Source organism: Pseudoflavonifractor phocaeensis (assembly GCF_038439875.1).
Lineage (GTDB): Bacteria > Bacillota > Clostridia > Oscillospirales > Oscillospiraceae > Vermiculatibacterium.
Window position 1 is genome coordinate 254,519 of sequence record NZ_JBCDMT010000004.1, and the last position, 24,925, is coordinate 279,443.

Genomic DNA, 24,925 nt, shown 5'->3' on the forward strand with positions numbered 1-24,925 from the left:
CACGCTAATATACTACATTATTGTGCGGCTGTCAATAGGAAAAGGGGCGAGATTTTGTCTCTCGCCCCTCCCCTGCCCCTTATTTTAAATAGCGCTCTGCATCTCGATCTCGTCAAAGAACTTTTTGTGGACCACCTGGACGGCCCGGTCGGCGTCCTCCAGATCGACCAGGACGGAAACCTTGATCTCACTGGTGGAGATCATATGGATATTGATCCCGGCGTTGAAAAGGGCCTCAAACATGGTGGCGGCCACGCCGGGGTTGTTGATCATGCCGGCGCCCACAATGGAGATCTTGGCAATGTTGTCGTTGACGTCGATGTGGTCAAACCCGATGTAGTCCCGGTTCTCCTCCAGAAGGCGGGTGGCCTCCCCCGTGTCGCTTTTGGCCACGGTGAAGCTGATGTCCTTGGTATCGCCCCGGCCGATGGACTGAAGGATGATGTCCACGTTGATCTTCTCCTTGGCCAGCAGAGAGAAGATCCGGAAAGCGATGCCGGGCTCATCGGCCAGGCCGACCAGGGCCAGCCGGGCCACGTTCTTATCCTTGGCGATGCCGCTGACATGGGATTTCTCCATGATTTTCACAACCTCCTTGACTTTCGTCCCCGGATTGCCGGAGAAGCTGGAGAGGACCTCCAGATTGACGTTATAACGTTTTGCCATTTCCACCGAACGGTTGTGGAGGACCTGGGCGCCCAGAGTCGCCAGCTCCAGCATCTCGTCGAAAGTGATCTCCTCCAGCTTATGGGCCTCGGGGACCAGCCGGGGATCAGCGGTATAGACGCCGTCTACGTCGGTGTAGATCTGGCAGAGGTCGGCGTGCAGGCTGGCGGCCAGGGCCACCGCCGAGGTGTCCGAGCCGCCCCGTCCCAGTGTGGTGATATCCCCGTATTTGTTGATGCCCTGGAAGCCAGTGACAATGACGATAGATCGCTTGTCCAGCTCGGTCAGAATCCGCTCCGTGACCACCCGCTTGATGCGGGCGTTCCCGTAAGAGGAGTTGGACTGTACCCCTGCCTGCCAGCCGGTGAGCGAGACCACCGAATAGCCCATGGCCTCGATTGCCATGGCGCACAGGGAGCAGGAGATCTGCTCGCCGGTGGAGAGCAGCATATCCATCTCCCGCTTGGAGGCGTGGGGATTGATCTCTTTGGCTTTGGAGATGAGGTCGTCGGTGGTGTCGCCCTGGGCGGAGAGGACGGCCACCACGTTGTGTCCCCGCCTGTATGTCTCAGTAATAATACGGGCCACGTTGCGGATGCGGTCCGCATCCGCAACGGAAGACCCGCCGAATTTTTGCACAATGAGTCCCATGTGAACAAGTACCCCCTTGTAGGCTTCTAGACTATTTTATGCCGGGGCGGGTGCCGCCGTCAGTTCTCCAGGATACGAAAGACGGAACGGGGCTGGAGCCCCTCCAGCTTTTCCATCAGCTCTCCCCGGGTCATAGACCGGGTCAGGAAGGCGGTCTCCCCCGCGGGCGCGCCTGCCCGGGCCAGGAAAGCGGGCTCGGAGAAGGCCGAGCGGATCTGATCGGCGGCGGCGTCCGCCCGGACATACCATGGGCTGGATACATCCTCGGGCGGGACTGTCACATCCTCGCCGCCGGGACCCCAGTCCAGATATTTGGGCCGGTCCGCGTTCCGGGCGGCGTCCATCACGTCGGCCACCACGGCGGAGGCTGTGGGCAGCTTTCCGGCGCCCCGGCCGTAGAACATCACGTCTCCGATGGCGTTGCCCTTGACGGCGATGGCGTTGAATACGTCCTCTACTCCGGCCAGAGGGGCTTCCCCGTGGACCAGGTGGGGAGCCACGAAGGCCCGGACTTTGCCATCCTCTCCCTGGATGGCCCGGCCCAGCAGCTTGATCTTCCTGCCGCAGGACTCGGCGTAGGCCACATCGGCCAGAGTGACCCCGGTGATCCCTTCGGTGGGCACCTGGGCGGGATAGATATGGCGGCCGAAGGCCAGGGAGGCCAGGATGCAGATCTTGCGGCAGGCGTCATGGCCTTCGATGTCGGCCGTGGGATCCTGCTCCGCGTAGCCGTTCTGCTGAGCCTCTTTCAGGGCGTCCTGGAAGGACAGGCCCGCCCGAATCATGCGGGTAAGGATATAGTTGGTGGTTCCATTGAGGATACCGCAGATCTCCGTGATCTCGTTGGCGGCCAAGCACTGCTTGAGGGGGCGGATGATGGGGATGCCGCCGCCCACGCTGGCCTCGTAAAGGTAACAGGCCCCGTGCTCCTGAGCCAGACGCATCAGCTCGTACCCGTGCTCAGCCACCAGCTCTTTGTTGGAGGTGACCACGCTCTTCCCCGCCCTCAGCGCCCGTTCCGTAAACTCCTTGGCAATCTTGGCGCCGCCGATGGTCTCCACCACCACGTTTACGTCGGGGTCGTTCTCGATCACGGAAAAATCGTGGACGATAAACTCCGCGAAAGGACTGTCGGGGAAATCCCGCACGTCCAGGATATACTTCAGCTCCACAGGGGCGTGGACCTTAGCGTCGATATGGGGGCCGTTGCGTTTGAGCACCTCGGCCACGCCGGAACCCACAACGCCAAACCCAAGGATGGCTACATTCGTCATTGAATTTTCTCCTTTCGGGCCTTGGCCCAGCAAAATGTCAGATCAGCCCGCCAGGATCTCGCAGCGGACCACGCCCTTCTCCCGGGCCACCTGAGCCAGAAGCTCCTCCATCGTCATGGCAAGCCCCGAGGTCTCGGCACCGATGCTGACCGCGGCGCCGCCGCCGGCGGGGATGCCCTGATTGATGGTCAGGATGTTGGCTCCGCTGAGGGCAAAAATGTTCAAAACGGCCGACAGGACGCCCGGCTCATTTTTCAGCAGGATTTGAAACGTGACGATACGTCCGTTGAGCATGTCGTTGAAGGGGCGCACGGCATCTTTGTATTTGTAAAAGGCGCTGCGGCTGATGCCCACTTTCCGGGCGGCCTGATTGACGGTCCCGGCCTCGCCGGTTTCCAGCAGGCGCTTTGCCTCCGCCACCTTGAGAAAGATCTCAGGCAGTGCCTCGGCGTCTACGATAAAGTATTGTGGCAGCTTTCCCATCTTATGTCTGTGCCTCCCATTTGTCCACATGAGGAAGTCATTTGTATGTGAGCTGAAATATATTTTAGCACAGTGAAGCGGGAAGCGCAATGGACGGCGGCATAAAAATATGCCTAACATCCACACAAAAAAGTGAAGTTATTTTGCCGGAAATCACGAAAGAGCACGCTTGCGCGTGCTCTTTCGAAAATGGTATCTTTATGCCTCCGGAGGCAGGATCGGATCGTCATCCCCGCCGCCGGTGGGGGGCTGAGGCTCCGGAGTACTGCTCACAGCCGGAGGCGGGGTGCTGGGCGGCTGTGAGGGCTGAGGCGAGTGGGTCACATCCGGAGTCGGCGTTCTGCTTTCCTCCGGCGGGACGGTAGGCGGGGGAACGTGCCCCCCAACATTTGGCCAGGTAGCAGGGTCGCCGGGATCAAAATTGGGATCATCGCTCTTGGAGGGCCAAGTGGAGGGATTTGTGATATCGAATTTTGCAGGATCATAGGGTTCCGGCTCGTCGATGATTTCAGAGGTGTGGACGTGGCAGGTACCCGCTTCCTCCAGGGCGCTGAGGAAATACCCGTTGTCCTCGGGAATCACGCCTCCAAGGTAGTCCCGGGCCATATCCACGACGGAAACTCTGGTCCGCCCCTTGGTGGTCTGTCCATCCGCCCCGGCCGTGACATCCGGGCAGAACTCCCCGGCCAGGTGATACCGGCCGGTGGCCTCCCCCGCGTCGTTGAGGATCGGATCGGCGGTACATACTTCTACGGCCTTATGGACGTTGCAGTTTTCAGAGGGCACGTCCTCCGGCAGCAGATAGCCTGTGGCGGTGCGGTTTCCACGCATATCGATTTTGCACTCGTCGGTGGCCCGCAGCCCGCTGTCCAGGCAGTACGCCACCGGCACCAAATTATCCGGTTTTGGGAAGTCCTTCTTTTCCAGCCCCTCGTGGACCTGACTCATGACCTGCTTCCACAGCGTGGCCGCCGGGTTGCCGGATGCCCTTACCCGCTCCGGATTGTCATAGCCCACCCAGACGGCGGCGGTGTAATAAGGGGTATAGCCCACAAAGTACCGGTCGTTGTTGGAGGTAGTGGAACCGGTCTTACCGGCGATGGTCATGCCGGAGAAGTTGGCGTAGGTGCCGGAGCCCTGGCTGACCACGTTTTTGAGCATCTGATTGATATAGTAGACCGTACCCTCTTTCAGGACCGGCTCCCCCACGGCTTCCTTGGTAAGGATCTCCTTCTCATTGACGTCCAATACCCTGGAATAAGTGCGGGGCTGGATATAGACGCCGTTGCGGGGGAACACAGCGTAGGCGCCGGCCATGTCCAGGGTGGACACGCCGTCCGTCAGGCCGCCCAGGGCCAGCTGGGCATAGCCCACGTCGGAATACTCTCTCCCGTTGATGATCCGGCTCATCACCAGATGGTTCGAATCCACGCCGAACTTGTCCACCAGATATTCATAGGAGACTTTGGGCGTGACCTCCTCCAGGACCCGGACCGCCACCGTATTGGTGGAGTTGGTCACGGCCTCGTTGACGGTCATCAGTCCGGTGTAGCGGTGGTTGACGTTGGAGGGCCATGGCTTCCCCTCCAACAGCATGGGGGGGCTGTCATCAAAGACGGTATAGGGCGTGATAAGACCCATCTCCAATGCGGGGGCATATACGGAGAGCGGTTTGATGGCGGAGCCGGGCTGCCGCAGGCTGCGGGTGGCACGGTTCCAGCCCCGGGTGTCTTTGGGGGTCTTCTCCCCCATCTTGCCGGACAGACCCACCACGTTGCCCTGGGGGTCCACGATGACGATGGAGGACTGAAGCTGCTGGCCCGATGCGGAGGTATAGGGCAGATTCTCCACGTTGGAATAAATGTTGTCCACAGCCTTCTGGACGTTGGGGTCCACACAGGCGTAAATCGACAGGCCGCCGGAATAGACCCGGTCCTTCGCGACGGTCTCGGAGTACCCGTACTGGGCCATCAGGTCGTTGGTAACATCGGTGATGACCTGCTCGGTGTACCAGCTGTAAACGGTGCTGTTCTGCTCTCCGGCCTGGGCGCTGTGGAAATCCAGGACCTCGGCTTTGGCGGCGTCCCGTTCCGCCTCGCTGATATAGCCCTCTTTGCACATGGCGTCCAAAACAAGCCCCTGGCGGAACTTGTTGTTTTCGGGGTAAGTATAGGGATTATACAAAGAGGGATTGTTGGTGATGCTGATGAGGCTGGCGCACTCGGCCAGGCTCAGCTCGGAGACGTCCTTGCCGAAGTACTCGTGGGCGGCGGTATATACGCCGTAGCAGCGGCGGCCGAAGTAAATATAATTCAAATACCACTCCAGGGTCACGTCCTTGGAGTACTTCTTATCAAACTCCAGCGCGCGGAAGATCTCCAGGATCTTGCGCTTGACCGTCACGTCGTCATAGGTGGTCAGGTTTTTGATAAGCTGCTGGGTGATGGTGGAGCCGCCCTGGATCTTCCCGCCCGTAAACATGGTGAGAACACTCTTCGCCGTTCGGATCCAGTCCACACCGTGATGCTCATAAAACCGCCTGTCCTCGATGGCCACGGCGGCGTGGATCAGGTCCTGGGGAATGTCCTTATATTCCACCCACACCCGGTTCTGATCCCCGTGGAGGGTCTCATATTCCGACACCGCCCCCGTTACAGGGTCGGTATAATAGATGGTGCTGGAGAGGTTCATGGGATAATCGGCCACGTCCAGCGCCGTCTCGGGCAGGATCACGTTCTTGATATAGACGGCGGCAAAGCAGGCCAGAAACGAGCTTGTGATGGCAAATACCAGAAACAGCGTGCCGATCACGGTCAGGATCCTGCGGGCAACGCCGCCCTTGCGTTTGCGCTTGCGGGGGGGCTGGCCGTTGGTCGGCTCCTGGGGATGGTTCGTATGTTGTTCAGCCACGGTGACACCTCCGGAATGGTGGTCTGAGATAGAACAAATGGACTGGGACTAGTTTTTACATTATACCACGAGTTGCCAGTTTGTCCACCCTAAAAATTTACATTTTTTGGATATGTATCCAGATGACAAGTGACATGACAAAAAATTCAAACCTCCGGCCTTGCATTTTTAAACTGGCCGGGGTACAATAAAGGCACGAAAGGGAGGCGAGCGGCATGAGCGAAGAATACGGCCCCGATTTTATCTCCATCACCGACGAGGACGGGAATGAATTTGAGCTGGAACATGTGGACACCATAGAGCACAAGGGACAGGTCTACATGGCCTTTTTCCCTGCCGACACCGACGAGAGCGAAGAGGAGAACGACGAAGAAGAGAGCGGTCTCATCATTCTGAAGGTCGTCGAGGAGAACGGTGAGGAGCAGCTTTCCACTTTGGACAGCGAGGAAGAACTGGAAGAGGTCTATGACAGATTCATGGAAGATCTGTTCCGTGAGGAAGAAGGAAACGAGGGGGAGTGATCCCCTCCGCATATGGCTCTCCCCTGCCTGGTGCGTGATGGGCTTTATTTAAACCCACATTTATGAAACGGGACGCCCACTCACTTAGCGGGTCGCAGGCCTCCCGGCCCTTGGGCTGGAAGTTGGAAGCGGTAAAGCGACGTGGAGGCGACCCACCTGCCGGAGACGTGCAGGTTTTAAATGAGTCCACACGGCTGTGGCGGGGGAATCTTTGTCTTGACTAAAACCGCTGTTTTCAGCGGTTTTTTCTTTTTTCAGACGGTTTAGGTCTTGCAAGGAAGTTGGCTTTCCTGTATAATAACAAAATGCGTTGAGCGCTCTGGTATCCAGGGCGCCCCGTTTCAGGAGGATATCTTCCTGAGGACAGGTAAAAAATGAGAGGACTGAACTGCATGAGCGCATCCGATAAGAAAAAGCAGCGCAAGGACATGGCCGGTGCGGGGCTGACCCAGCGTGAGCTGAAAGAGCTGGCCGAGGCCGAAGCCGCCAAGCGGAAAAAAGTGATCTACTCGGTGGTGGGCGTCATCTGCGCCGTCGCCGCCGTAGCCCTTCTGGTGTGGAACTCCAGCTTTTGGGAGAAGGGCGCTGTGGCCGCAACCGTGGACGGCGTGGACTACAAAGTGCCCGACCTGCAGTACTATTACGTGCAGGCCCGCAACAATGAGTATTCCATGTATCAGCTCTACGCCCAGTACGGGATCTCCTCCGGCTACGACCCCTCCAAGGCCGACGGGGCCCAGTGGCACAGCGAAGCCGACGGCCAGACCTACGCCGACTACTTCCGTGAGTCCGCGCTGGAGAGCTTGAAGCAGGTCACCGCGCTGTGCAAGGCCGCCAAGGCGGAGGGCTACACCCTCTCTGAGGACGGCAAGGCGCAGATCAATGAGACCATGGCCCAGATCGACAAGATTTGCGCGCAGAACGGACTGACCCGGGGCTCCTACTTTGCCCAGGTCTACGGCAACGGCGTGAATGAGAAGGTCTTTACCCGCAACCTGACCAACGCCGTTCTGGCCTCTGAGTATCAGCAGTATCATCAGGACAATATCTCCTATGCCGACGAGGATCTCCAGGCTTACTATGACGAGCATCCCAACGATCTGGACAGCTACACCTACCGCTCTTTCTTCGTCGACGGCACCGCCGCCAATCCCACCGACGAGAACGGTGATCCCCTCACCGACGCCGACGGCAACACAGTGACCGCCACCGACGAGGAGAAGCAGGCCGCCAAGGACGCCGCCAAGGCCAAGGCTGAAGCCGCCGTGGAGGAGATCAAATCCGCCGCGGATTCGGAGGACGCTTTCATCGCCGCCGCGCCCAAGTATGTCTCCGAGACCTCCAAAGAGGCCTATGCGGATCCCAACTACTCCCTGAGCGAAGAGGTCCAGGGCAGTGTCCTTACCAACAACAACTCCGCCATCGCCTCCTGGTTGATGGACTCCGGCCGCAAGGCCGGCGACGTGGCCTCCGTGGAGGCTTCCAGCGGCTATTACGTGGTTCTGTTTATGGACCGCCACCTGGTGCAGGACTCCACCGTGGATATCCGTCATATCCTCATCAAGGCTGAGCTTCCCAAGGACGATCCCGAGACCGCCGACGTGGACGAGTCCTCCGACACCCCCACCCAGGAGGCCCTAGACGCCGCCAAGGCGGAGGCCGAGGCCCTGCTGGAGGAGTGGAAGTCCGGTGAGGCCACGGAAGAGAGCTTCGGCAAGCTGGCCAAGGAGCACTCCGCCGACGGCGGTTCCGCCTCCAAGGGCGGCGAGTACACCTATGTCCGTCAGGGCCAGATGTTCCCCGCCTTTGACGAATGGATCTTCGATCCCGCCCGCCAGCCGGGGGATACCGGCCTGGTGGAGAACACCCAGTCCGGCCAGCAGGGCTGGCACATCATCTACTTCGAAAAGGTAGAGGAGCCCTACTGGAAGAGCGTGGCCATCTCCGCCAAGCAGAGCTCTGACCAGTCCGCCTGGATGGAGGAGATCGACGCCAGCGTGGAGGCCGTGGCCGCCGATGGCATGAAGTACGTGGGCGACAAGAACACCATCGCCCCCGCGGAGAGCGAAGTTCCCACTGAAAGCGGCGAGCCCGCGGAGAGCGCTCCCGCTGAGAGTGAGGGCGGCGAGCCCTCCGAGAGCCCCGCGGCTTGATTTGAATAGTTGGGACCGCCTCGTGGGACACTTCCGCGGGGCGGTCTCTTTTTGAAAGAGGTGATACTATGGATGAAGCGTTTCTCCGCACGGAAATGCTCCTGGGCCGGAAGGCCATGGATAAGCTGGCGCGCAGCCACGTGGCCGTGCTGGGGCTGGGGGGCGTGGGCAGCTGGTGCGCGGAGGCCTTGGCCCGCTCCGGTGTCGGGGCGTTGACGCTGGCCGACTGCGACGAGGTGGGCCTTTCCAATCTGAACCGGCAGCTGGAGGCCACCCACGCCACCATCGGCCAGCCCAAGGCCGACGCCATGGCCCGGCGGATTGAGCAGCTCTCCCCTTTCTGCCGCCTTCGCCCGATGAACTACCGCTATACGCCGGAGGACCGGGAAACTTTCTTTGCCGGAAACTACGACTATATCGTCGATGCCATCGACCTTGTCTCCTGTAAGCTGGATCTGATCCAGACCGCCCTGTCCAGAGAAATTCCCATCATTTCCGCTCTGGGCACAGGCAACAAGCTGGATCCCACCCAGTTCCGCATCACGGATATCTCCAAGACCCAGGGCTGTCCTCTGGCCAGGGTGGTCCGCAAGGAGCTGCGGGAGCGGGGCATCCTCCATCACCGGGTGCTCTGGTCCGCCGAGCCGCCCCAAAAGCCCAGCCAGCCGGAGGCTCCTCCGCCCGGACGGCGGAGTGTTCCCGGCAGTGTGGCCTGGGTCCCCTCCTGCGCCGGGCTCATGCTGGCGGGGGATGTGGTGCTTCGCCTGACGGAAACGGAACGGCTCTCTCCGGTATAAAAAATCTCCTCCCTGCCAAACTAGGCGGGGAGGAGATGCTTTATGGAGAAAAATACATTGCGCTCGGCGGTGGCGGGCGGTACCGCCGGGCTGATCAACGGTTTCTTCGGCGGCGGCGGCGGGATGCTCCTGGTCCCCCTCCTCTCCCGCTGGCGGGGACTGGGTGACCGGAAGGCCTTTGCCACCTCCGTGGCCGTGATCCTGCCCCTGTGCGCCCTATCCTCCGTTATTTATCTGCTCCGGGGAGGGCTGGATCTGATGCAGGCCCTCCCCTATCTGCTGGGAGGCTGTCTGGGCGGGATCCTGGGGGGAAAGCTTTTTAAAAAATTGAACATGCTCTGGCTGCGGCGGATCTTTGCCCTGTTCATTCTCTACGCAGGCGTCCAGGCCGCCTTTTTCCGCTGATGGCCGCCTTTTTTGCCGGGGCGGTCACAGGGGTACTCTCCGGGTTCGGCATCGGCGGGGGGACCCTGCTGCTCATCTATATGACCGCCTGGGCGGGGGTCCCCCAGACCTTGGCCCAAGGCATCAATCTGGTCTACTTTCTCCCCACCGCCGCCGCCGCCCTCCCCGCCCATATCAAAAACGGCTTCATTGAAAAGGCCGTTCTTATCCCGGCCATATTGACGGGCCTGGTAGGCACGGCCCTGGCGGCCTGGGTGGCCACCAGTCTGGACGTGGATCAGCTGCACCGGTTTTTCGGGTACTTTTTGATCTATGTAGGGATCTCCGAATTCTTTCGAAAACCGGCTGAGGAACAGTGACTCAGCCGTCGGGGTGCGCCTTTTTGTATATGAGGTATCCCTCCAAAATCAACGTGGCCGCTACGGCGTCCACGTTTTTTTTGTGCTGCTTGGTCTTTTTCCCCGCCTGGGACAGGATGGCGTGGGCCTCCACGGTGGTGCGGCGTTCGTCCCAGAGGCGGACCGGCATCCCGGCCGTCTCCTCCACCTTTTGGGCAAAGGCCCGGTAGAGCTCCGCCCGGGGGCCCTCCGTGCCGTCCATATTCCGGGGAAAGCCCATCACCAGTTCCTCCGCCCCCTGGGTCCTGGCCAGACGGGCCAGCTCGGCGGCCACAAAGTCGGCGTTATGGCTTTGGATCACGGTGGTGAACCCCGCAAGAAACCCGGTAGGGTCGGACACGGCGACGCCCGTGCGGGCGTCGCCGTAATCGATGGCCATGATCCTCATGAATTACAGATTCGCGTCGATGGCGGCGGAGTATACGGCGGGAGGCATAGCGCCCACCTTGCGGTCGATCTCCTCACCGTTCTTGAAGAAGATGACGGTGGGGACGCTCATGACGCCGTATCGCTGGGCCAGCGCGCCCTCTTCGTCCACGTCCACCTTCCCGATGGTGACGGCCTTGCCCTCGTAATCCTGGGCCAGGCTCTCCATCACGGGGGTGAGCATCTTGCAGGGGCCGCACCAGGTGGCCCAGAAGTCCACCATCATGAGCCCGCCGGCGTTCAGAGCCTTATCAAAACCCGCCTGATTGAAATGAATGAGTGCCATAATAAAATTCTCCCTTTCTGTGTGTTGGTATTAGTTTTGTCTCTGACGGTCCAAATATTCCGCGGCACGGTGCCCAGCCATCATTCCCTCTCCCACGGCCTTTGAGACCTGGAGGGGCAATCCGGTACAGTCTCCGGCGGCAAAGACGCCGGGGACGCTGGTCTGTCCGTTCCGATCCACGGTGATGTAACCCTGCTCCACGCGCAGTCCGGGCAGCAGGTCGGTGGGCGCCAGGGAGGGCCGGAGCAGGAAGATACCGTCGCAGGGGAGCTCTTCCCCGTCGGCCACCAGAGCGGTGACCGTTTTCTCCCCCCGGATCTCCAGCTTGACGCCCTTGACGAAGGGGATGCCCTCCTCCAACTCCTGAGGCCGTTTCACCGCCACATAGGTTACCTGGCAGCCAAGGCCGGAGAGGAAGGCCGCCTCCTCGGGGGCGTCGGCGCTGAGGCCCACCACGGCCACCGGCTTGCCCCGGTAGAGCGCGCCGTCACAGGTGGCGCAATAACTGACTCCCCGGCCCAGGAACTCGGCCTCGCCGGAGTACTTCTTTCCCCGGCTCACGCCCAGAGCCAGAATGACGGCGCCCGCCTCCTCCATATCAGCGTCGATGCTGACATAAAAGCGGTCCTTCACCGGCATGATGGAGAGGACTCTCCCCATCCGGCGCTCCACCCTGTTTTCCCGGGCGTGGTCGGAAAAACGGGCCAGCATCTCCGCTCCCGTCAGCCCGGGCAGCCCAAGGTAGTTGTCGATCCGCTGGGCTTTGTACAGGGCGTTGTCCTTATCGCTTCCCGCCACCACCAGGACCGTCTTTCCCCTAGCCCGGGCCTGAACGGCGGCGGAGAGCCCCGCGGGGCCGGCACCGATGACGATGATATCATAGCTCATGTGTTTCCCTCCTCCCGGAACAGGGCCCGAAGCAGACCGGCCACCCGGGGATCGTCCAGATCGTAATAGACCTCATTGCCGGACCGCTCCGCTTTCACGACCCCGGCGGCCTTCAGACGGGCCAAGTGCTGGGATACGCAGGATTGGGACTGGCCGGTGTGAGACACCATGCATCCCACGTTTCGGCAGCCGCAGGTCAAAAGTCCATGGACAATCTCAAGCCGTACCGGATGGGCCAGTGCCTTCAGAAGCTCTGCCTCCTCCTCGTATTGGGGTTCCACGTCCTCACCTCCATCGTTTACAATATCATTATATTCAAATGTTCTAATTTGTCAACCCTTTCTTTTTAAAAAATTTTTTGCTACAATAGACAGGCACACGGAATCATGAAAAGCGAGGTGCCTCCATGGGAAAACCACTGGTATCCATCATCGTCCCCGTCTATAATGTAGCTCCCTATCTGGAGCAATGCCTGGACTCCATCAAGGCACAGGTTTACCGGGAGTTTGAGGTCTTGCTGGTCAACGACGGCAGCGACGACGCCTCCCCTTACATCTGCCGCTCTTATGAGCGTGCCGACAGCCGGTTCTGTCTCATCGACAAGCCAAACTCCGGCGTCTCCGACAGCCGGAACCAGGCCATGGACCAGGCCCAGGGAAAGTACCTTCAGTTTGTGGACGGGGACGACTGGCTCACGCCCGACGCCACCGAGACCTTTGTCCATACCGCCGAGAGTACGGGGGCCGACCTGGTCCTGGTGCATTTTTACCGGGTTGCCGGCGGCCGTCTTATTCAGAGGGGGCATATCAAGACCGAGGGAGTCCTCACCCGCCAGGAATTTGCCGGGGAGATGATGAAGGCTCCCGCCAACTATTATTACGGCGTGCTCTGGAACAAGTTTTACCGCCGCTCCATCGTGGAGGCACAGCATTTGCGCTGTTCCTCTCAGGTGAGCTGGTGCGAGGACTTTCTGTTCAACCTGGACTACATCGAATATGCCCGTCTCATCGCCACCGTGCCCAAGCCCCTTTATTATTACCGCAAGCGGGAGGACAGCCTGGTGAACACACAGGCTTCGCTCCGCAGGACCATCGCCACCAAGCGGATGACTTTTGACTGTTACAAGGAGCTCTATCAAAAGCTGGACCTCTACGAGGAGCAAAAAGCGGGGATCTACCGCTATCTCCTCTCCGCCGCCACGGACGGGTCCGTCCCTCCCCTCTCCCCCAAGCTGGGCATGGAAGAAAAACCGCCGGTCTGAGACCGGCGGTTTTTTTATATCATATTTACTTTTTCACGGATGAGACGTCCCATCTCCCGGGTGCCGACCGCCTTTTCGCCGGGCTTGGCGATGTCAGGTGTGCGCCAGCCCTCCGCCAAGACGGCATCGACCGCCCTTTCGATAGCGTCGGCCTCGGCCGCCCTCTGGAAGGAGTAGCGGAACATCATCGCCACAGACAGGATGGTGGCGATGGGATTCGCTTTGTCCTGCCCGGCGATGTCGGGGGCGGAACCGTGGATAGGCTCATAAAGGCCGGGGGCGCCGTCCCCGATGGAGGCGGAGGGCAGTAACCCGATGGACCCGGTGACCATGGAGGCCTCGTCGGAGAGGATGTCGCCGAACATGTTCTCGGTAACCACCACGTCGAACTGGCCGGGGTCCCGTACCAGCTGCATGGCGCAGTTGTCCACCAACACATCCTCATATTGGACGTCGGGATATTCCGCCGCCAGGCGGTGCATCACGTTCCGCCACAGCCGGGAGGTCTCCAATACGTTGGCCTTGTCTACGCTGGACACCTTGCCCCGGCGGAGCCGGGCCAGCTCAAAGGCCCGGCGGCCGATGCGCTCGATCTCCTGTTCGGAGTAGGCCATCAGGTCGGTGGCCTCCATTCCCCGGTCCTCGGTCTGGTATTTATTCCGCTTGCCGAAATAAATACCGCCGGTGAGTTCCCGGACCATCATCAGGTCGATGCCCTTATCCGCCGTCTCTTTTTTCAGCGGGCAGGCGTCCGTCATGGCGGGGCGCAGGCTGGCGGGTCGGAGATTGGCATACAGGCCCAGATCCTTTCTGAGGGCCAGCAGAGCCGTCTCAGGCCGCTGTTCGGCGGGCTTGTCGGCCCCCCATTTTGGGCCGCCCACGGCGCCCAGCAGGACGGCGTCGCAGGTCTTGCACCGTTCGGCGGTGCCGTCGGGATAGCTCTTTCCCACCGCGTCCGTGGCGCAGCCGCCCAGCAGGACGTCCACATATTCCACCTGGTGGCCGAACTTTTCCGCAACGGTGTTCAGGACACCCACCGCCTCGTCCACCACCTCGGGGCCGATGCCGTCGCCCCGGATGAGCGCGATCTTATAGTTCATTTCGCCACCCCCCGGGCTTTCAAGGACTTCAGCAGGCCCCCGCTTTGAATGATGCCGTCGATGAACGCCGGGAAGGGCGCGGCCTGCCAGGAGGCCCCGCTGGTCTCATTGACGATCCTGCCGGTGGCAAAGTCCACACTGACCGTATCCCCCGCCCCGATACCGTCCACCGCCTCGGGACACTCCAGAATAGGCATACCGATGTTGATGGCGTTGCGGTAAAAGATGCGGGCGAAGCTCTTGGCGATGACGCATTTGATCCCACTGGCCTTGATGGCCAAAGGGGCATGCTCCCGGGAGGAGCCGCAGCCGAAGTTGGCGCCGCCTACCATAATGTCCCCCTCCTCTACAGTGGAGGCAAAGGCGGCGTCGATATCCTCCATGCAGTGGGAGGCCAGGGCCTTGGGGTCCGGGTTATTCAGGTGGCGGGCGGGGATGATGACGTCGGTATCCACGTTGTCGCCATACTTGTAAACTTTCATTCCTTTACACCTCCGTTAGACCTTGGCCGGGTCGGTAATGACGCCGGTGATGGCGGTGGCCGCCGCCACGGCGGGGCTGGCCAGGATGATCTCCGAGCTGACGGGGCCCATGCGGCCCACAAAATTGCGGTTTGTGGTGGAAACCGCTCGTTCCCCGTCGGAGAGGACGCCCATATGCCCGCCCAGGCAGGGGCCGCAGGTGGGGGTGGAGACGGCGCAGCCAGCCTCGATGAAGATCTCCACGTAGCCCGCCTTCATGGCGTCCATGTAGATCTGCTGGGTGGCGGGAATGACGATGCACCGCACCCCGTCGCAAACCTTTTTCCCCTTGAGGATCTCGGCAGCTTCCGCCAGGTCTTTCAGCCGTCCGTTGGTGCAGGAGCCGATGACCACCTGCTGAACGGGCATCCCCGCCGCCTCGTCCACCGTCCTGGTGTTGGAGGGCAGATGGGGCAGGGCCACAGTGGGCCGCAGGGCGGAGAGATCGATGACCACCTCCTGGTCGTAGACCGCGTCGGCGTCGGGCTCCACGGCCTCCCAGGGGCGGTCCACCCGGTCCTTCAGATAGGCCCGGGTCTTTTCATCTACGGGGAAGATGCCGTTTTTGGCCCCCGCCTCGATGGCCATGTTGGCGATGGTAAAGCGGTCGTCCATGGAGAGGGAGGCCACGCCCTCGCCGGCGAACTCCAGGGATTTGTAAAGGGCGCCGTCCACACCGATGGTGCCGATGAGGTGGAGGATCACATCCTTACCGCCCACATATTGGGGCAGTCTGCCCGTCAAGGTCACCTTGATGGCGGAGGGCACCTTGAACCAGGCCAGGCCGGTGGCCATGCCCGCGGCCATGTCGGTAGAGCCCACGCCGGTGGAGAAGGCCCCCAGCGCGCCGTATGTACAGGTGTGGGAGTCCGCCCCGATGATTGCCTCCCCTGGGGCGACGAGGCCCTTCTCGGGCAGCAGCGCGTGTTCAATGCCCATCTGGCCCACGTCGTAGAAATGGGTGACCTGGAAGCGGTGGGCAAACTCCCGGGCCTGGGCGCACAGCTGGGCGGACTTGATGTCCTTGCAGGGGGTGGAGTGGTCCAGGACAATGGCGATCTTGTCCTTGTCAAAGATCTGGGTCAGCCCCGCCTTCTCAAACTCCGTGATGGCAACCGGGGTGGTGATGTCGTTGCCCAGCACCAGATCCAGCTTGGCCTCGATGAGCTGTCCGGCCTCCACCTGCTCCAGCCCGGCGTGCCTGGCCAGGATCTTTTGCGTCATGGTCATTCCCATCTTCGGGTCCCTCCTTGCGGTTTTGTTGAAAACAGTATGACAGAGTTCTTGCCAAAAGAATGTAACACGTGCTACAATTCCAGAAAGAGGTGAAGGATATGAGACAGGATTGGTCCCCTTTGGCGGAGGGACGGCAGGCCAAGCGCTATTCCGCCGGACAGATGATCTACCTCCAGGGAACGGAGGCGGACTCCTTTTACTACCTGACGGAGGGGACCGTCAGAAGCTTTATCAGCTCCCCCGAGGGCTCAGAGCGGCTCCTCACCATTCATCAGGCCGGCGATTTGATGGGTGAGGCCTCTTTTTTTGACCAGTGCCCGCGGGTGTCCTCCGCGGTGGCTGTCTCCGAGTGCCGGGCGGTCGCTGTGGATCGGGCCCAGCTGGACCGGGTCTTTCAGTCCCACCCGGAGCTGGCCTTCCCCATGCTCCGTTACCTGGCCCGGACGGTGCGGATGCTGTCTGGCCACGTGGACGATATTTCTTTTCGTCCTGCCGATCACCGGCTGGCCAGCGTCCTTTTGGAGCGGGCCGGCGAGGACGGCGTGATCCGCGTCACCCACGAGGAGCTGGGTTCCGCCGTGGGAGTGAGCCGGGTAACGGTGAGCCGGGTTCTCTCCCGCTTTTCCGTCCAGGGCTGGCTGGAGACGGGATACCGCTCCCTCCGCCTTTTGGACCGTGGGGCCATGGAACGCTTCGCCGCGTCCGAGCCGTAAATAATCCAGACGGGTTCTGCCTTCTTTTTTGTGTCATATAGTACAGCCTTAGAGGGCTCCGCCATCTTCCTTGCCGTTACTGACCGGAGAAAGAAAAAGATTGCGAAGAGGTGGAAAATCCAGTATAATACCTTTCCGATGGCCCTTTTAGGCCAAGGAAAGGAGGCGGCTTTGCCTTATGATCCACCGACCAGCCAAACGTGTCCAGTGCTGGCACAACACCCGGTTCCCCCGCAGGCCGCCTCCCGCACTGTCCTTTCAAGGAAAATGAGTTAACTATTTGAAAGGACAACATTATATGAATTGGTTCATCCTGTCCCTGATCGCCATTCTTTTCTGGAGCGGCTCCGATCTCTTCTCCAAGATGGGCTCCAAGCCCGACGATAAGTACAGTCATTGGAAGATGGTCATGGCCGTGGGCCTCGTGATGGGCGCCCATGCCATCATCCTCATCGCCACCGGCACCCCCTTCTCTCTGGGGGACATCATCACCTACCTGCCCGCCTCCTTCTGCTATATCCTCTCCATGATCATCGGGTATGTGGGCCTTCGGTACATCGAGCTGTCCATCTCCTCCCCCGTCTGCAATTCCTCCGGCGCGGTGGCCGCCATTCTGTGCTTCTTCTTTTTGGGCGAGACTATGTCGGGCCTTCAGCTTTTCGGCGTGGTTCTGGTGTGCGCCGGCGTCTTTGCCCTGTCGGTCATCGAAAAACGGAAGGACGACGCTCTCCGGGCCGCGGAGGGCCTTACGGCCGACGCCAAGCACTCCAAAAGCATCATCGCCATCGCCTTTCCTCTCCTCTACTGCTTCATCGACGGCCTGGGCACCTTCGTGGACGGCCTCCTGCTTGGGACCGTCATCGCCGAGGAGCAGGCCAATATCGCCTATGAGCTCACCTTCCTGATGATGGCTGTCTTCGCCTTCATCTACGTGGTGTTCATCAAAAAGCAGAAGATCCGGCCGGAGCGCCGGGAGGGGTACAAGCTGACGGCGGCCCTCTGTGAGACCGCCGGCCAGTTCGCCTACATCTTCGCCATCGGGGACAACGTCATCGTGGCCGCCCCCATGATCTCCTCCTATTGTGTGGCCTCCCTGCTGTGGAGCCGAATCATATTGAAGGAGAAGCTCACCAAAGCCCAGTACGCCGTCATCGCCGTGGCGGCCATCGGCATCGTGATCCTGGGCCAGGAGTAACAAATCAAAGAAGCGGGGAGACGAAATTTCGTCTCCCCGCTTCTTCATTACAGGATAATGCAGATGAGCCCGCCGGATCCCTCGTTGATGACCCTTTGCAGGGTCTCCCGGAGTTTTTCCCGGGCATCGTCCGGCATCCGCTTGAGCTTGGTGTTCAAATCCTCTCCCACCAGTTCGTGGAAAGATTTTCCGAAGATGTTGGAGTCCCAGATCTTGGCCGTGTCTCCCTCGAACTCCTGGAGCAGATAGCCCACCATCTCCTCCGACTGCTTCTCGCTGCCCACGATGGGGGACACCTCGGTCTCGATGTCCGCCCGAATCATATGGATGCTGGGGGCGGAAGCCTTCAAGCGCACGCCGTAGCGGCCCCCTTGCTTGACGATCTCCGGCTCCTCCAGCTTCAGCTCCTCCGGGCTGGGGGCCACGATGCCGTAGCCCGTCTCCCGGACCTCCTGAAGGGCCTGGGCCACCTTGTCGTACTCCCGTTTTACGCTGGCCAAATCGGTGAGCAGGCTCATGAGATCCCCGTCGTCCGCAATCGTGAAGCCGGACTGGGCCGAGATGGTATCGTAAAAGAGGCTTCTGGGCAGGTCCAGTGTGGCAGCGGCCAGACCGGCGCCCAGGTTGATGGTGGTCACTCTGGTGCTGCTGACGCTCTCACAGGCGCCGATGGCCGCCATGGCTCCATCCACGTCCCGGACCCGCCGCATCTCCGCCGAGCCCTCCCGGATGGCGGCGTAGAGGCCGTTTTTGATGGGGTGGTCATAGGGCAGGGCGTCCACCCAGGGGGGGAGGAAAAGGTCCAGCTCCTTGACGGGGAACTCATAGAGGACCCCTTTGATGATGGAAGTGACGTCCTCCTCATCCAGCTCCAGGCAGTTGCAGCGCATACAGGTCACGTCGTAGCGGTCCATAATGTCGGCCTGGATGGCCTTGGCCCGGTCAGACTGGGGATAGGCCGAGTTCAGGAGGACCAGGAAGGGCTTGCCCAGCTCCTTGAGCTCGGTAATGACCCGCTCCTCCGCCTCGATGTAGTCCTCCCGGGGAATGTCGGTGATGGTCCCGTCGGTGGTGACCACGATGCCGATGGTGGAGTGCTCGGCAATGACCTTTCTCGTCCCGATCTCCGCAGCCTCAGTCATGGGGATGTCGTGGTCATACCAGGGGGTGGTCACCATCCGCGGGGCGTCGTCCTCGGTCTGGCCCACGGCGCCGGGGACCATATAACCCACGCAGTCGATGAGGCGGACGGCGAAGGAGGCCCCGTCAGCCATATCCACCCGGACGGCCTCCTCGGGTACGAACTTGGGCTCGGCGGTCATCACCGTCCGGCCTGAGCCGCTCTGGGGCAGCTCGTCACGGGCCCGCTCCCGCCGGTAGACATTTTCGATGTTGGGGATGACCAGAGTCTCCATGAACCGCTTGATGAAGGTGGACTTGCCCGTGCGGACCGGCCCCACCACACCGATGTAGATGTCCCCTCCTGTGCGCTGGGCAATATCGTCGTAGAGCTTATTTTCTTCCATTTTCCTCTCCCCCTTACCGCTTCCTGGGAATGAGCAGGAGCCTGCCCATGGCGGCGGCCTCGTCTGCCAATTCATTGGCGCTCATGATGTCGGCGATGGTGGTGCCGTAAGCCTTCGCCACATCCCACAGCCGCTCTCCCCCCTCCAGCATCCGCAGCACCAGGGAGGGCTGGGGGCCCTCCACCTCCGCCGCCTCGGCCGGACGGAGGGCGGAAAGGGCCGTGATCTGCCGCCGTGCCGTGGCGCAGTAACGGAAGTCCAAGGTGAACCGGGCCTCGATGCCTCCGGCGGCTGGGGTGGCGTAGACATCTCCCACCCCCTCGCACTGGCAGAAGCACTGGCTCTCCTCCGGGAGGTCCAGGGCGCAGGGCACACTCATCTGCCGCTGGGCGGAGTAAAGACTCCCGTCTTCCCCGATATAGAGGGCGGTCACCTCCACCTGGGCGGTGAGGACCATCCGCTCCCCCTCCCTGCTTTTCACGATTTGGCCCACTGCCAGGCGGCAGTCCAGCACGTCCCGGATGGGGCCGCCGGTCTCCCAGACCTCCCGGACGCTCTGGCTGCGGACACCCCGGTCCACGCGCTCGGACATGGGGTAATTCTCCCAGTCCGCCGCCATGGGCTGGCTGGTGCTGTACGCATCGCTCAGGACTTCCAGCATCCTGGATTCCCGCACCACCGACTGGGACAGCGCCTCCAGAGAGACCGACACGGTCCGCCCGTCCCCTCCGGGATCAAGGGAACAGCTGGCGCCGGTCAGGGTGAAGGACAGGTCACACTCCGCGCTCTCCCCCACCCCGGAGACCTCCATGATCTGGGAGAAGGGCAGCTCCGCCGAGGAGGAATATACGCCGTCATCCTCTCCCCGGTAGAAAAGGCTGACGTTGGCGCTCCCTTTGAAAATGAGCTTGTTCCCGATGATCTTGGACTCCCCCCGGCACAGCTCCACCCGGCTTTTGAGCAGTTCCGCGGCCGCCGGCTTGCTGGCGGAGAGGGCCACCTCGTCGGAGAGCGAGAAGGGCTTTTCCTGGACGCAGGCGGTGACGTAGACCTCCCGTGTCTCGGTGAGCTGTTCCACGCTCTGCTCCGCCGCGTCCAGCACTTGACCGCAGACACTTTCCGTCATGGGAGCGTAGACGGCCACATCTACGGCCGCTTCCGCCCGCACCAGGACTTTGCGGGGATTTACCGCCCTGGTGTCGGCATGGTGCAGCCGGAGACTGGCCACCACGTTGCAGCTGGGGCCGATCTCCCGCCCTTCGGCGCTGCACGTGAAGGGGATGGAGACCTCCAGGTGCCGCAGACCGCTCTCCCCGTCGGGGAGATAAAGCACACAAGCCTTAAAGGTCCCGGAGATCTCCACCCGCCCTTCCATGGCCTCCTTGCTGCGCAGAAGGACCTTTCCATCGGTTTCTACGACCCGAAGGATATCGGGGCAGGCGTCCGGCACGATCATCTCCAGGGTCTCTTCCCGGAGCAGGGTAGTGTCCAGCAGGGCATCATAACCATTCATCTGCGTCCTGTCCAATTCTAATTCCATAAGCGTGTTCCACTCCTTGTACAGGCATCCCGCCTCGTTTCTTCTGTGCATTTATATGTACAAGGGTGGACCGGTATGTCATTTTGGAAAGTCTACTTTAAACCAAAGATGCTTTTCAGGATCCCGCGCAGGGCCTTCGGAGACTTTACCACGACGATCTTCACTTTCCCTCACCTCCCCCCAGCAGAGACTTGATGTAGTCCTGGCCCTTATAGCCAAGCGCCACGCCCAGTCCCAACGTGACCAGACTGGCGGGAAACAGCAGCACGGCCACCCCTCCGGTACAGGCCGCGGCCAGGCCTAAATTCCGTTTCATCTCATCCGACAGCAAAAAAGCCGCCCCCTTTCTTCCTGGATACCCCAGTATACGAAAGAGAGCGGCCGTTGGTTCTGCGCCTTATGATTCACTTTTCCGTGTATTTCTGACTGCGAATGACCAGCATGCGCCCGGTGTCCGCGGAGAGGACGGCCTGTGGCCCGGACACCTCGTTGCTGATGGAGAGGGTGTCCCCCCGGGTCAACGTGGCGTCCGTCAAGGGGTACTTTACCCCCCGCAGACGGACTCCCGTGATGGTGCGGTCCAGCGGGACCAAAGAGAGATAGCGGTAACCGGCGTCCCCGTCCAGGGTCAGGGGCCTGCCGTCCCAAAAGCGGACCTCGTTGCCCCTGTCCAGGATTTTAGCCTCTCCCCCATGGTCATGGACCCACTCCAAAAGGGTCAGGTTGGCGGCGGTCTGGTCCAGCCGACCGCCCACGCAGGCACAAAAGACGATTTGCCGGAATCCACGCTCCAAGGCCAGCTCCGCGGCCGCTTGGAGATCGGTCAGGTCCTTCTCCGGGGACAGTGTGACGGAGGGGATCCCCTCTTCCGGCCCGCCGCCTGAGTCCCAGTCCCCCACCAGAAGGTCCGGAGCATACCCCGCCTCCCTGGCGCACTTGATCCCGCCGTCCGCGCAGATCACCAGTCCGGGAGCCGGGCAGTAGGTTTTCAGATAATCCCAGCCCTCGGAAGGGATGGAGCCGAAAATGAGGGCGGTCATTTCCGTTCCCATTCGGGCACCTCCTTGGCCTGTTCATAGAGCCGGACGTAGCTGTCATGCCGGCTTTGGGCAATCTCCCCAGCCGCCAGGGCCTCCAGCACCGCACAGCCTTTTTCCTTTACATGGGCGCAGCCCACAAACCTGCACCGGTCCAGATAGGGGGCAAACTCCCGGAAGGCATACTGGACCTCTTCCGGGGCGCAGCCCACGCCGGTCTCCTCCTCAAAGGAAGAAAATCCCGGGGTGTCGGCCACAACTGCGCCATTTTTCAGCCGGTAGAGCTCCACGTGACGGGTGGTGTGCCGCCCCCGGCCCAGCTTGTCGCTGACGTCCCCCACCTGGAGGTGGAACCCCGGCTCCAGAGCGTTCAGGATGCTGGATTTGCCCACGCCGGAATTCCCTGTAAAGGCACATACCTTTTCGGCAATCAGTGTGGAGAGGGCATCGATCCCCTCCCCGTTCTCCGCGCTCACCCGGAGGGTGGGGAAACCGGCTTTCTGATAGGTCTCAAAGAGCCCCTGGGGCTGCTCCAGATCCCACTTATTGAAGCAGATCACGCTTTCACAGCCCCGGCGCTCCGCCATGGCCACCACACGGTCAATGAGGAAGGGATCCGTCACCGGGACGGCGCCGGAGGCCACCACCACCAACAGATCGATATTGGCAACCGCCGGCCGCTGAAACTCATTTTTTCGGGGCAGAACGGTATCCACCGTGCCCGACCCATCCGCCTGGACCGTGACGGAGACCCGGTCCCCCACCAGCGGCTTTATCTTTTCGTGGCGGAATTTCCCCCGGGCCCGGCAGGTGACGGTCCGGCCGCCGCAGTCCACGTAATAGAAGCCGGAGAGGGCTTTAAAAATGATCCCTTCCATGCTCATTCGTCAAAATTGAGGGCATAGCTCTGGGTCTGCACCTCGTCGATATAGACCACGATCTGCTGGGTCCCGGTGCCCTCCAGCGTGAAGCGGGCCTGCCTGATCCGGGTGTCCACCGGCTGGCTGGGGATCTGCTCCACCCCGCCCACGGTGATCCGCACATAGACGGTCTCCCGGTCATCCGGCAGGGGGACGACCACATCCTTGCGCTTGGCGGTGGGCTGTGCCGTGGGCTCCGGCGAAACGGACTCCGCAGGGGTTTCGGATTCCGTGGGCGCCCCGGTATCGGGTCCGGTACTGACCTGAAGGTTGATGACCGTATCGGCGGGGACGGATGTCCCCACGGGAATGCTCTGATAGCAGACCTGTCCCGCCTCAAACTCCGCGCTGGGCACCGGATCCACCTTTCCCAGCTTCAGGCCCAGGTCGGTGACGGCCTGGGTCGCCTTTTCCAGGGTCATTCCGGTCAGCGGGATCAAGGTGACCTGATCCACGTCCACGCCCAGGCTGACCACGATGGTGACATCCTGGCCCTCCTTCACGCGCTCTCCCTTCGCCGGGGACTGGGACATCACGTTACCCTTGGTGATCTCGGAGGAGTTGGACTGCTCTACATTGACCTGGAGGCCCATCCCGTTCAGAGTGGCGGTGGCCACCCGCTGATCCTGGTTGTAGACGTCGGGCATGGAGAGACCGCCGTTTCCGATGCTGATGTCTACGGAGATCTCCCGGTTGCCTTCTTTGACCGCGCTCTCGGCGGCAGGGGTTTGGGAGGCAATCTGGCCGGCCTTCACCGTCTCGCTGACGACCTGTTTGCCCTCAACTACGGTAAAGCCGTTTTCCTTGATCTCCGGCAACTCCCGGGCCTCTTCCAGGGTGTAGCCCTCCAGGTTCGGGACGGTATAGGTTTTATTGCCGGTCATGCCGCTGAACACAGTGACCCACAGGAAAGCGCCGATCCCCGCCGCGCACAGGAGCAGGGCAATAACAATGACCAAGGCCCGTTTGCCCCCGCCGTCGCTGTCATAGTCGTCCTCGTCCTCGGCGGGCTCCCGCACCGGCGCGGGCCGCTCCTTTTTGGCCTTGGGCTCCTCATAGCGCTCCGTATGGACCGGGCGGCCGGCCACCATCTGGGGCGTATTGGCCCCCAGGACCTGGGTGGGCTCGTCCCCCTCCCCCACCAGCAGATCGGCGGGGGTGTACTCAAAGCTGATATTGGGATTTTTCCGAAATTCCTCCAGGTCCGCCAGCATGGCGTCGGCGGAGAGGTACCGCTTATCCATGTCGGAGGCCATGGCTTTCATGGTGATCTCCTCCATAGCCTCCGGGATGGAGGGCTCCAGCTCCCTGGGAGAGAGCGGGATGGAGTTAATATGCTGAATGGCCACCGCCACCGGGGAATCCCCTTCGTAAGGCAGACGGCCGGTGAGCATCTCATAGAGGACCACGCCGGCGGAGTAGATATCGCTCCGGGCGTCGATCCGGCTGCCCCGGGCCTGCTCCGGTGAGATATAGTGCACCGAGCCCAGAGCCTCCTGGGTCATGGTGTTCTGGGAGGCGGAGACCAGGCGGGCGATGCCGAAATCGGCCACCTTCACGCTCCCGTCCCGCAGGACCATAATATTGTGGGGCTTGATGTCCCGGTGGATAATGCCCCTGCTGTGGGCGTGGGAGAGCGCCTTCATGATCTGGGTGATAAAGTGGAGCGATTCCTTCCAGGAGAGCTTTCCGCCCCGCTTTTGCATGTACTGCTTCAGGGTGATTCCCTCGATCAGCTCCATGACAATATAATCCAGCTCCGGGGAACGGGACACGTCGTACACCGAGACGATATTGGGATGGGAGAGCATGGCGACGGCCTGGGATTCCTCGTGGAACCGGCGGCGGAACTCCTCGTCCTGCGCCAGGTCTTCCTTGAGGATCTTCACAGCCACGAACCGGTTGAGCCAGTGACATTTGGCCTTATAGACCACAGCCATGCCGCCGATGCCGATGCGCTCCAGGATCTCATATCGATTGTCGAGTAATTTCCCTATGTACTGATCCATAGTTCATTA

At 61.2% G+C, this 24,925-nt stretch carries 25 protein-coding genes and 1 other RNA gene; 9 read left to right on the forward strand and 17 right to left on the reverse strand.

The window, feature by feature from the left end:
- Window positions 1-84: 84 nt before the first annotated feature.
- The 4 genes from AAEU42_RS08455 to AAEU42_RS08470 all read right to left on the reverse strand — a co-directional run bounded on the left by AAEU42_RS08455 (window position 85) and on the right by AAEU42_RS08470 (window position 5,984).
- Window positions 85-1,317 carry an aspartate kinase gene (locus AAEU42_RS08455; RefSeq protein ID WP_342233099.1) on the reverse strand — a complete coding sequence of 411 codons (1,233 nt, stop codon included), beginning with the start codon at window positions 1,315-1,317 and terminating at the stop codon, window positions 85-87.
- 59 nt (window positions 1,318-1,376) lie between these two features.
- Window positions 1,377-2,591 (reverse strand): homoserine dehydrogenase, encoded by a 1,215-nt coding sequence (locus tag AAEU42_RS08460; protein ID WP_342233100.1) that lies wholly within the window; start codon window positions 2,589-2,591, stop codon window positions 1,377-1,379.
- A gap of 42 nt (window positions 2,592-2,633) precedes the next feature.
- The gene (locus AAEU42_RS08465) at window positions 2,634-3,074 is read right to left on the reverse strand and encodes an ACT domain-containing protein (protein WP_342233101.1); all 441 of its coding nucleotides are present in this window, start codon (window positions 3,072-3,074) and stop codon (window positions 2,634-2,636) included.
- A 198-nt stretch (window positions 3,075-3,272) separates the two neighbouring features.
- Entirely contained in the window at window positions 3,273-5,984 is a 2,712-nt protein-coding gene (locus AAEU42_RS08470) for a transglycosylase domain-containing protein (RefSeq protein WP_342233102.1), read from the reverse strand.
- Between the two features lie 215 nt (window positions 5,985-6,199).
- Between AAEU42_RS08470 and AAEU42_RS08475 the strand changes: the two genes are divergently transcribed.
- From AAEU42_RS08475 to AAEU42_RS08500, 6 genes are all read left to right on the forward strand, one after another.
- The gene (locus tag AAEU42_RS08475; protein ID WP_342233103.1) at window positions 6,200-6,505 is read left to right on the forward strand and encodes a DUF1292 domain-containing protein; all 306 of its coding nucleotides are present in this window, start codon (window positions 6,200-6,202) and stop codon (window positions 6,503-6,505) included.
- Window positions 6,506-6,522: 17 nt separating this feature from the next.
- A non-coding RNA gene (ssrS, locus tag AAEU42_RS08480) (6S RNA) lies at window positions 6,523-6,715 on the forward strand.
- A 182-nt stretch (window positions 6,716-6,897) separates the two neighbouring features.
- Complete coding sequence (locus AAEU42_RS08485) at window positions 6,898-8,658, forward strand: peptidylprolyl isomerase (protein WP_342233104.1); 1,761 nt, start codon at window positions 6,898-6,900, stop codon at window positions 8,656-8,658.
- A 68-nt stretch (window positions 8,659-8,726) separates the two neighbouring features.
- On the forward strand, window positions 8,727-9,455 hold the full coding sequence (locus AAEU42_RS08490; RefSeq protein ID WP_342233105.1) for a tRNA threonylcarbamoyladenosine dehydratase: 729 nt from the start codon (window positions 8,727-8,729) through the stop codon (window positions 9,453-9,455).
- A gap of 42 nt (window positions 9,456-9,497) precedes the next feature.
- Window positions 9,498-9,860, forward strand: a complete 363-nt coding sequence (locus tag AAEU42_RS08495; protein WP_342233106.1) for a TSUP family transporter — start codon at window positions 9,498-9,500, stop codon at window positions 9,858-9,860.
- Window positions 9,860-10,219: a TSUP family transporter gene (locus tag AAEU42_RS08500; RefSeq protein WP_342233107.1), complete on the forward strand. Its 360-nt coding sequence runs from the start codon at window positions 9,860-9,862 to the stop codon at window positions 10,217-10,219. The genes AAEU42_RS08495 and AAEU42_RS08500 overlap by 1 nt, the downstream gene beginning before the upstream one ends.
- 1 nt (window position 10,220) lies before the next feature.
- On the opposite strand, the gene ruvX is transcribed toward AAEU42_RS08500, so the two are convergent.
- The 4 genes from ruvX to AAEU42_RS08520 are packed head-to-tail and all read right to left on the reverse strand — an operon-like array spanning window position 10,221 to window position 12,139.
- On the reverse strand, window positions 10,221-10,637 hold the full coding sequence (gene ruvX / locus AAEU42_RS08505; RefSeq protein WP_342233108.1) for a Holliday junction resolvase RuvX: 417 nt from the start codon (window positions 10,635-10,637) through the stop codon (window positions 10,221-10,223).
- A gap of 12 nt (window positions 10,638-10,649) precedes the next feature.
- Window positions 10,650-10,970, reverse strand: coding sequence for a thioredoxin (trxA, locus tag AAEU42_RS08510; RefSeq protein ID WP_342233109.1), 321 nt, complete (start codon window positions 10,968-10,970; stop codon window positions 10,650-10,652).
- 30 nt (window positions 10,971-11,000) lie between these two features.
- Window positions 11,001-11,858, reverse strand: a complete 858-nt coding sequence (locus AAEU42_RS08515; RefSeq protein WP_342233110.1) for an NAD(P)/FAD-dependent oxidoreductase — start codon at window positions 11,856-11,858, stop codon at window positions 11,001-11,003.
- The gene (locus AAEU42_RS08520; RefSeq protein ID WP_342233111.1) at window positions 11,855-12,139 is read right to left on the reverse strand and encodes an ArsR/SmtB family transcription factor; all 285 of its coding nucleotides are present in this window, start codon (window positions 12,137-12,139) and stop codon (window positions 11,855-11,857) included. The genes AAEU42_RS08515 and AAEU42_RS08520 overlap by 4 nt, the downstream gene beginning before the upstream one ends.
- A 125-nt stretch (window positions 12,140-12,264) precedes the next feature.
- On the opposite strand from AAEU42_RS08520, the gene AAEU42_RS08525 reads away from it, so the two are divergent.
- On the forward strand, window positions 12,265-13,119 hold the full coding sequence (locus AAEU42_RS08525; protein ID WP_342233112.1) for a glycosyltransferase family 2 protein: 855 nt from the start codon (window positions 12,265-12,267) through the stop codon (window positions 13,117-13,119).
- Window positions 13,120-13,133: 14 nt separating this feature from the next.
- Here the strand turns inward: AAEU42_RS08525 and leuB are convergent, their stop codons facing one another.
- Genes leuB through leuC form a run of 3 tightly spaced genes read right to left on the reverse strand, consistent with a single transcriptional unit; the run spans window position 13,134 to window position 15,976 of the window.
- Window positions 13,134-14,219 carry a 3-isopropylmalate dehydrogenase gene (gene leuB, locus AAEU42_RS08530; protein ID WP_342233113.1) on the reverse strand — a complete coding sequence of 362 codons (1,086 nt, stop codon included), beginning with the start codon at window positions 14,217-14,219 and terminating at the stop codon, window positions 13,134-13,136.
- On the reverse strand, window positions 14,216-14,701 hold the full coding sequence (locus AAEU42_RS08535) for a 3-isopropylmalate dehydratase small subunit (RefSeq protein ID WP_342233114.1): 486 nt from the start codon (window positions 14,699-14,701) through the stop codon (window positions 14,216-14,218). The genes leuB and AAEU42_RS08535 overlap by 4 nt, the downstream gene beginning before the upstream one ends.
- Before the next feature lie 15 nt (window positions 14,702-14,716).
- Complete coding sequence (leuC, locus tag AAEU42_RS08540) at window positions 14,717-15,976, reverse strand: 3-isopropylmalate dehydratase large subunit (RefSeq protein WP_342233115.1); 1,260 nt, start codon at window positions 15,974-15,976, stop codon at window positions 14,717-14,719.
- Between the two features lie 98 nt (window positions 15,977-16,074).
- On the opposite strand from leuC, the gene AAEU42_RS08545 reads away from it, so the two are divergent.
- Both AAEU42_RS08545 and AAEU42_RS08550 read left to right on the forward strand, forming a co-directional pair.
- Window positions 16,075-16,689 carry a Crp/Fnr family transcriptional regulator gene (locus AAEU42_RS08545; protein ID WP_342233116.1) on the forward strand — a complete coding sequence of 205 codons (615 nt, stop codon included), beginning with the start codon at window positions 16,075-16,077 and terminating at the stop codon, window positions 16,687-16,689.
- 298 nt (window positions 16,690-16,987) lie between these two features.
- Entirely contained in the window at window positions 16,988-17,884 is an 897-nt protein-coding gene (locus AAEU42_RS08550) for an EamA family transporter (RefSeq protein WP_342233117.1), read from the forward strand.
- A 47-nt stretch (window positions 17,885-17,931) separates the two neighbouring features.
- On the opposite strand, the gene spoIVA is transcribed toward AAEU42_RS08550, so the two are convergent.
- The 6 genes from spoIVA to pknB all read right to left on the reverse strand — a co-directional run bounded on the left by spoIVA (window position 17,932) and on the right by pknB (window position 24,916).
- The gene (spoIVA, locus tag AAEU42_RS08555) at window positions 17,932-19,410 is read right to left on the reverse strand and encodes a stage IV sporulation protein A (protein WP_342233118.1); all 1,479 of its coding nucleotides are present in this window, start codon (window positions 19,408-19,410) and stop codon (window positions 17,932-17,934) included.
- 13 nt (window positions 19,411-19,423) lie between these two features.
- Complete coding sequence (locus AAEU42_RS08560; protein ID WP_342233119.1) at window positions 19,424-20,950, reverse strand: DUF3794 and LysM peptidoglycan-binding domain-containing protein; 1,527 nt, start codon at window positions 20,948-20,950, stop codon at window positions 19,424-19,426.
- Between the two features lie 160 nt (window positions 20,951-21,110).
- A complete protein-coding gene (locus tag AAEU42_RS08565; RefSeq protein WP_342233120.1) occupies window positions 21,111-21,266 on the reverse strand; it encodes a hypothetical protein in 156 nt (51 codons plus the stop codon).
- Window positions 21,267-21,354: 88 nt separating this feature from the next.
- Complete coding sequence (locus AAEU42_RS08570; RefSeq protein ID WP_342233121.1) at window positions 21,355-22,002, reverse strand: thiamine diphosphokinase; 648 nt, start codon at window positions 22,000-22,002, stop codon at window positions 21,355-21,357.
- Window positions 21,987-22,865 carry a ribosome small subunit-dependent GTPase A gene (gene rsgA / locus AAEU42_RS08575; protein ID WP_342233122.1) on the reverse strand — a complete coding sequence of 293 codons (879 nt, stop codon included), beginning with the start codon at window positions 22,863-22,865 and terminating at the stop codon, window positions 21,987-21,989. Before rsgA ends, AAEU42_RS08570 begins: the two co-directional genes overlap by 16 nt.
- 2 nt (window positions 22,866-22,867) lie before the next feature.
- A complete protein-coding gene (gene pknB / locus AAEU42_RS08580) occupies window positions 22,868-24,916 on the reverse strand; it encodes a Stk1 family PASTA domain-containing Ser/Thr kinase (protein WP_342233123.1) in 2,049 nt (682 codons plus the stop codon).
- Between the last annotated feature and the right edge of the window lie 9 nt (window positions 24,917-24,925).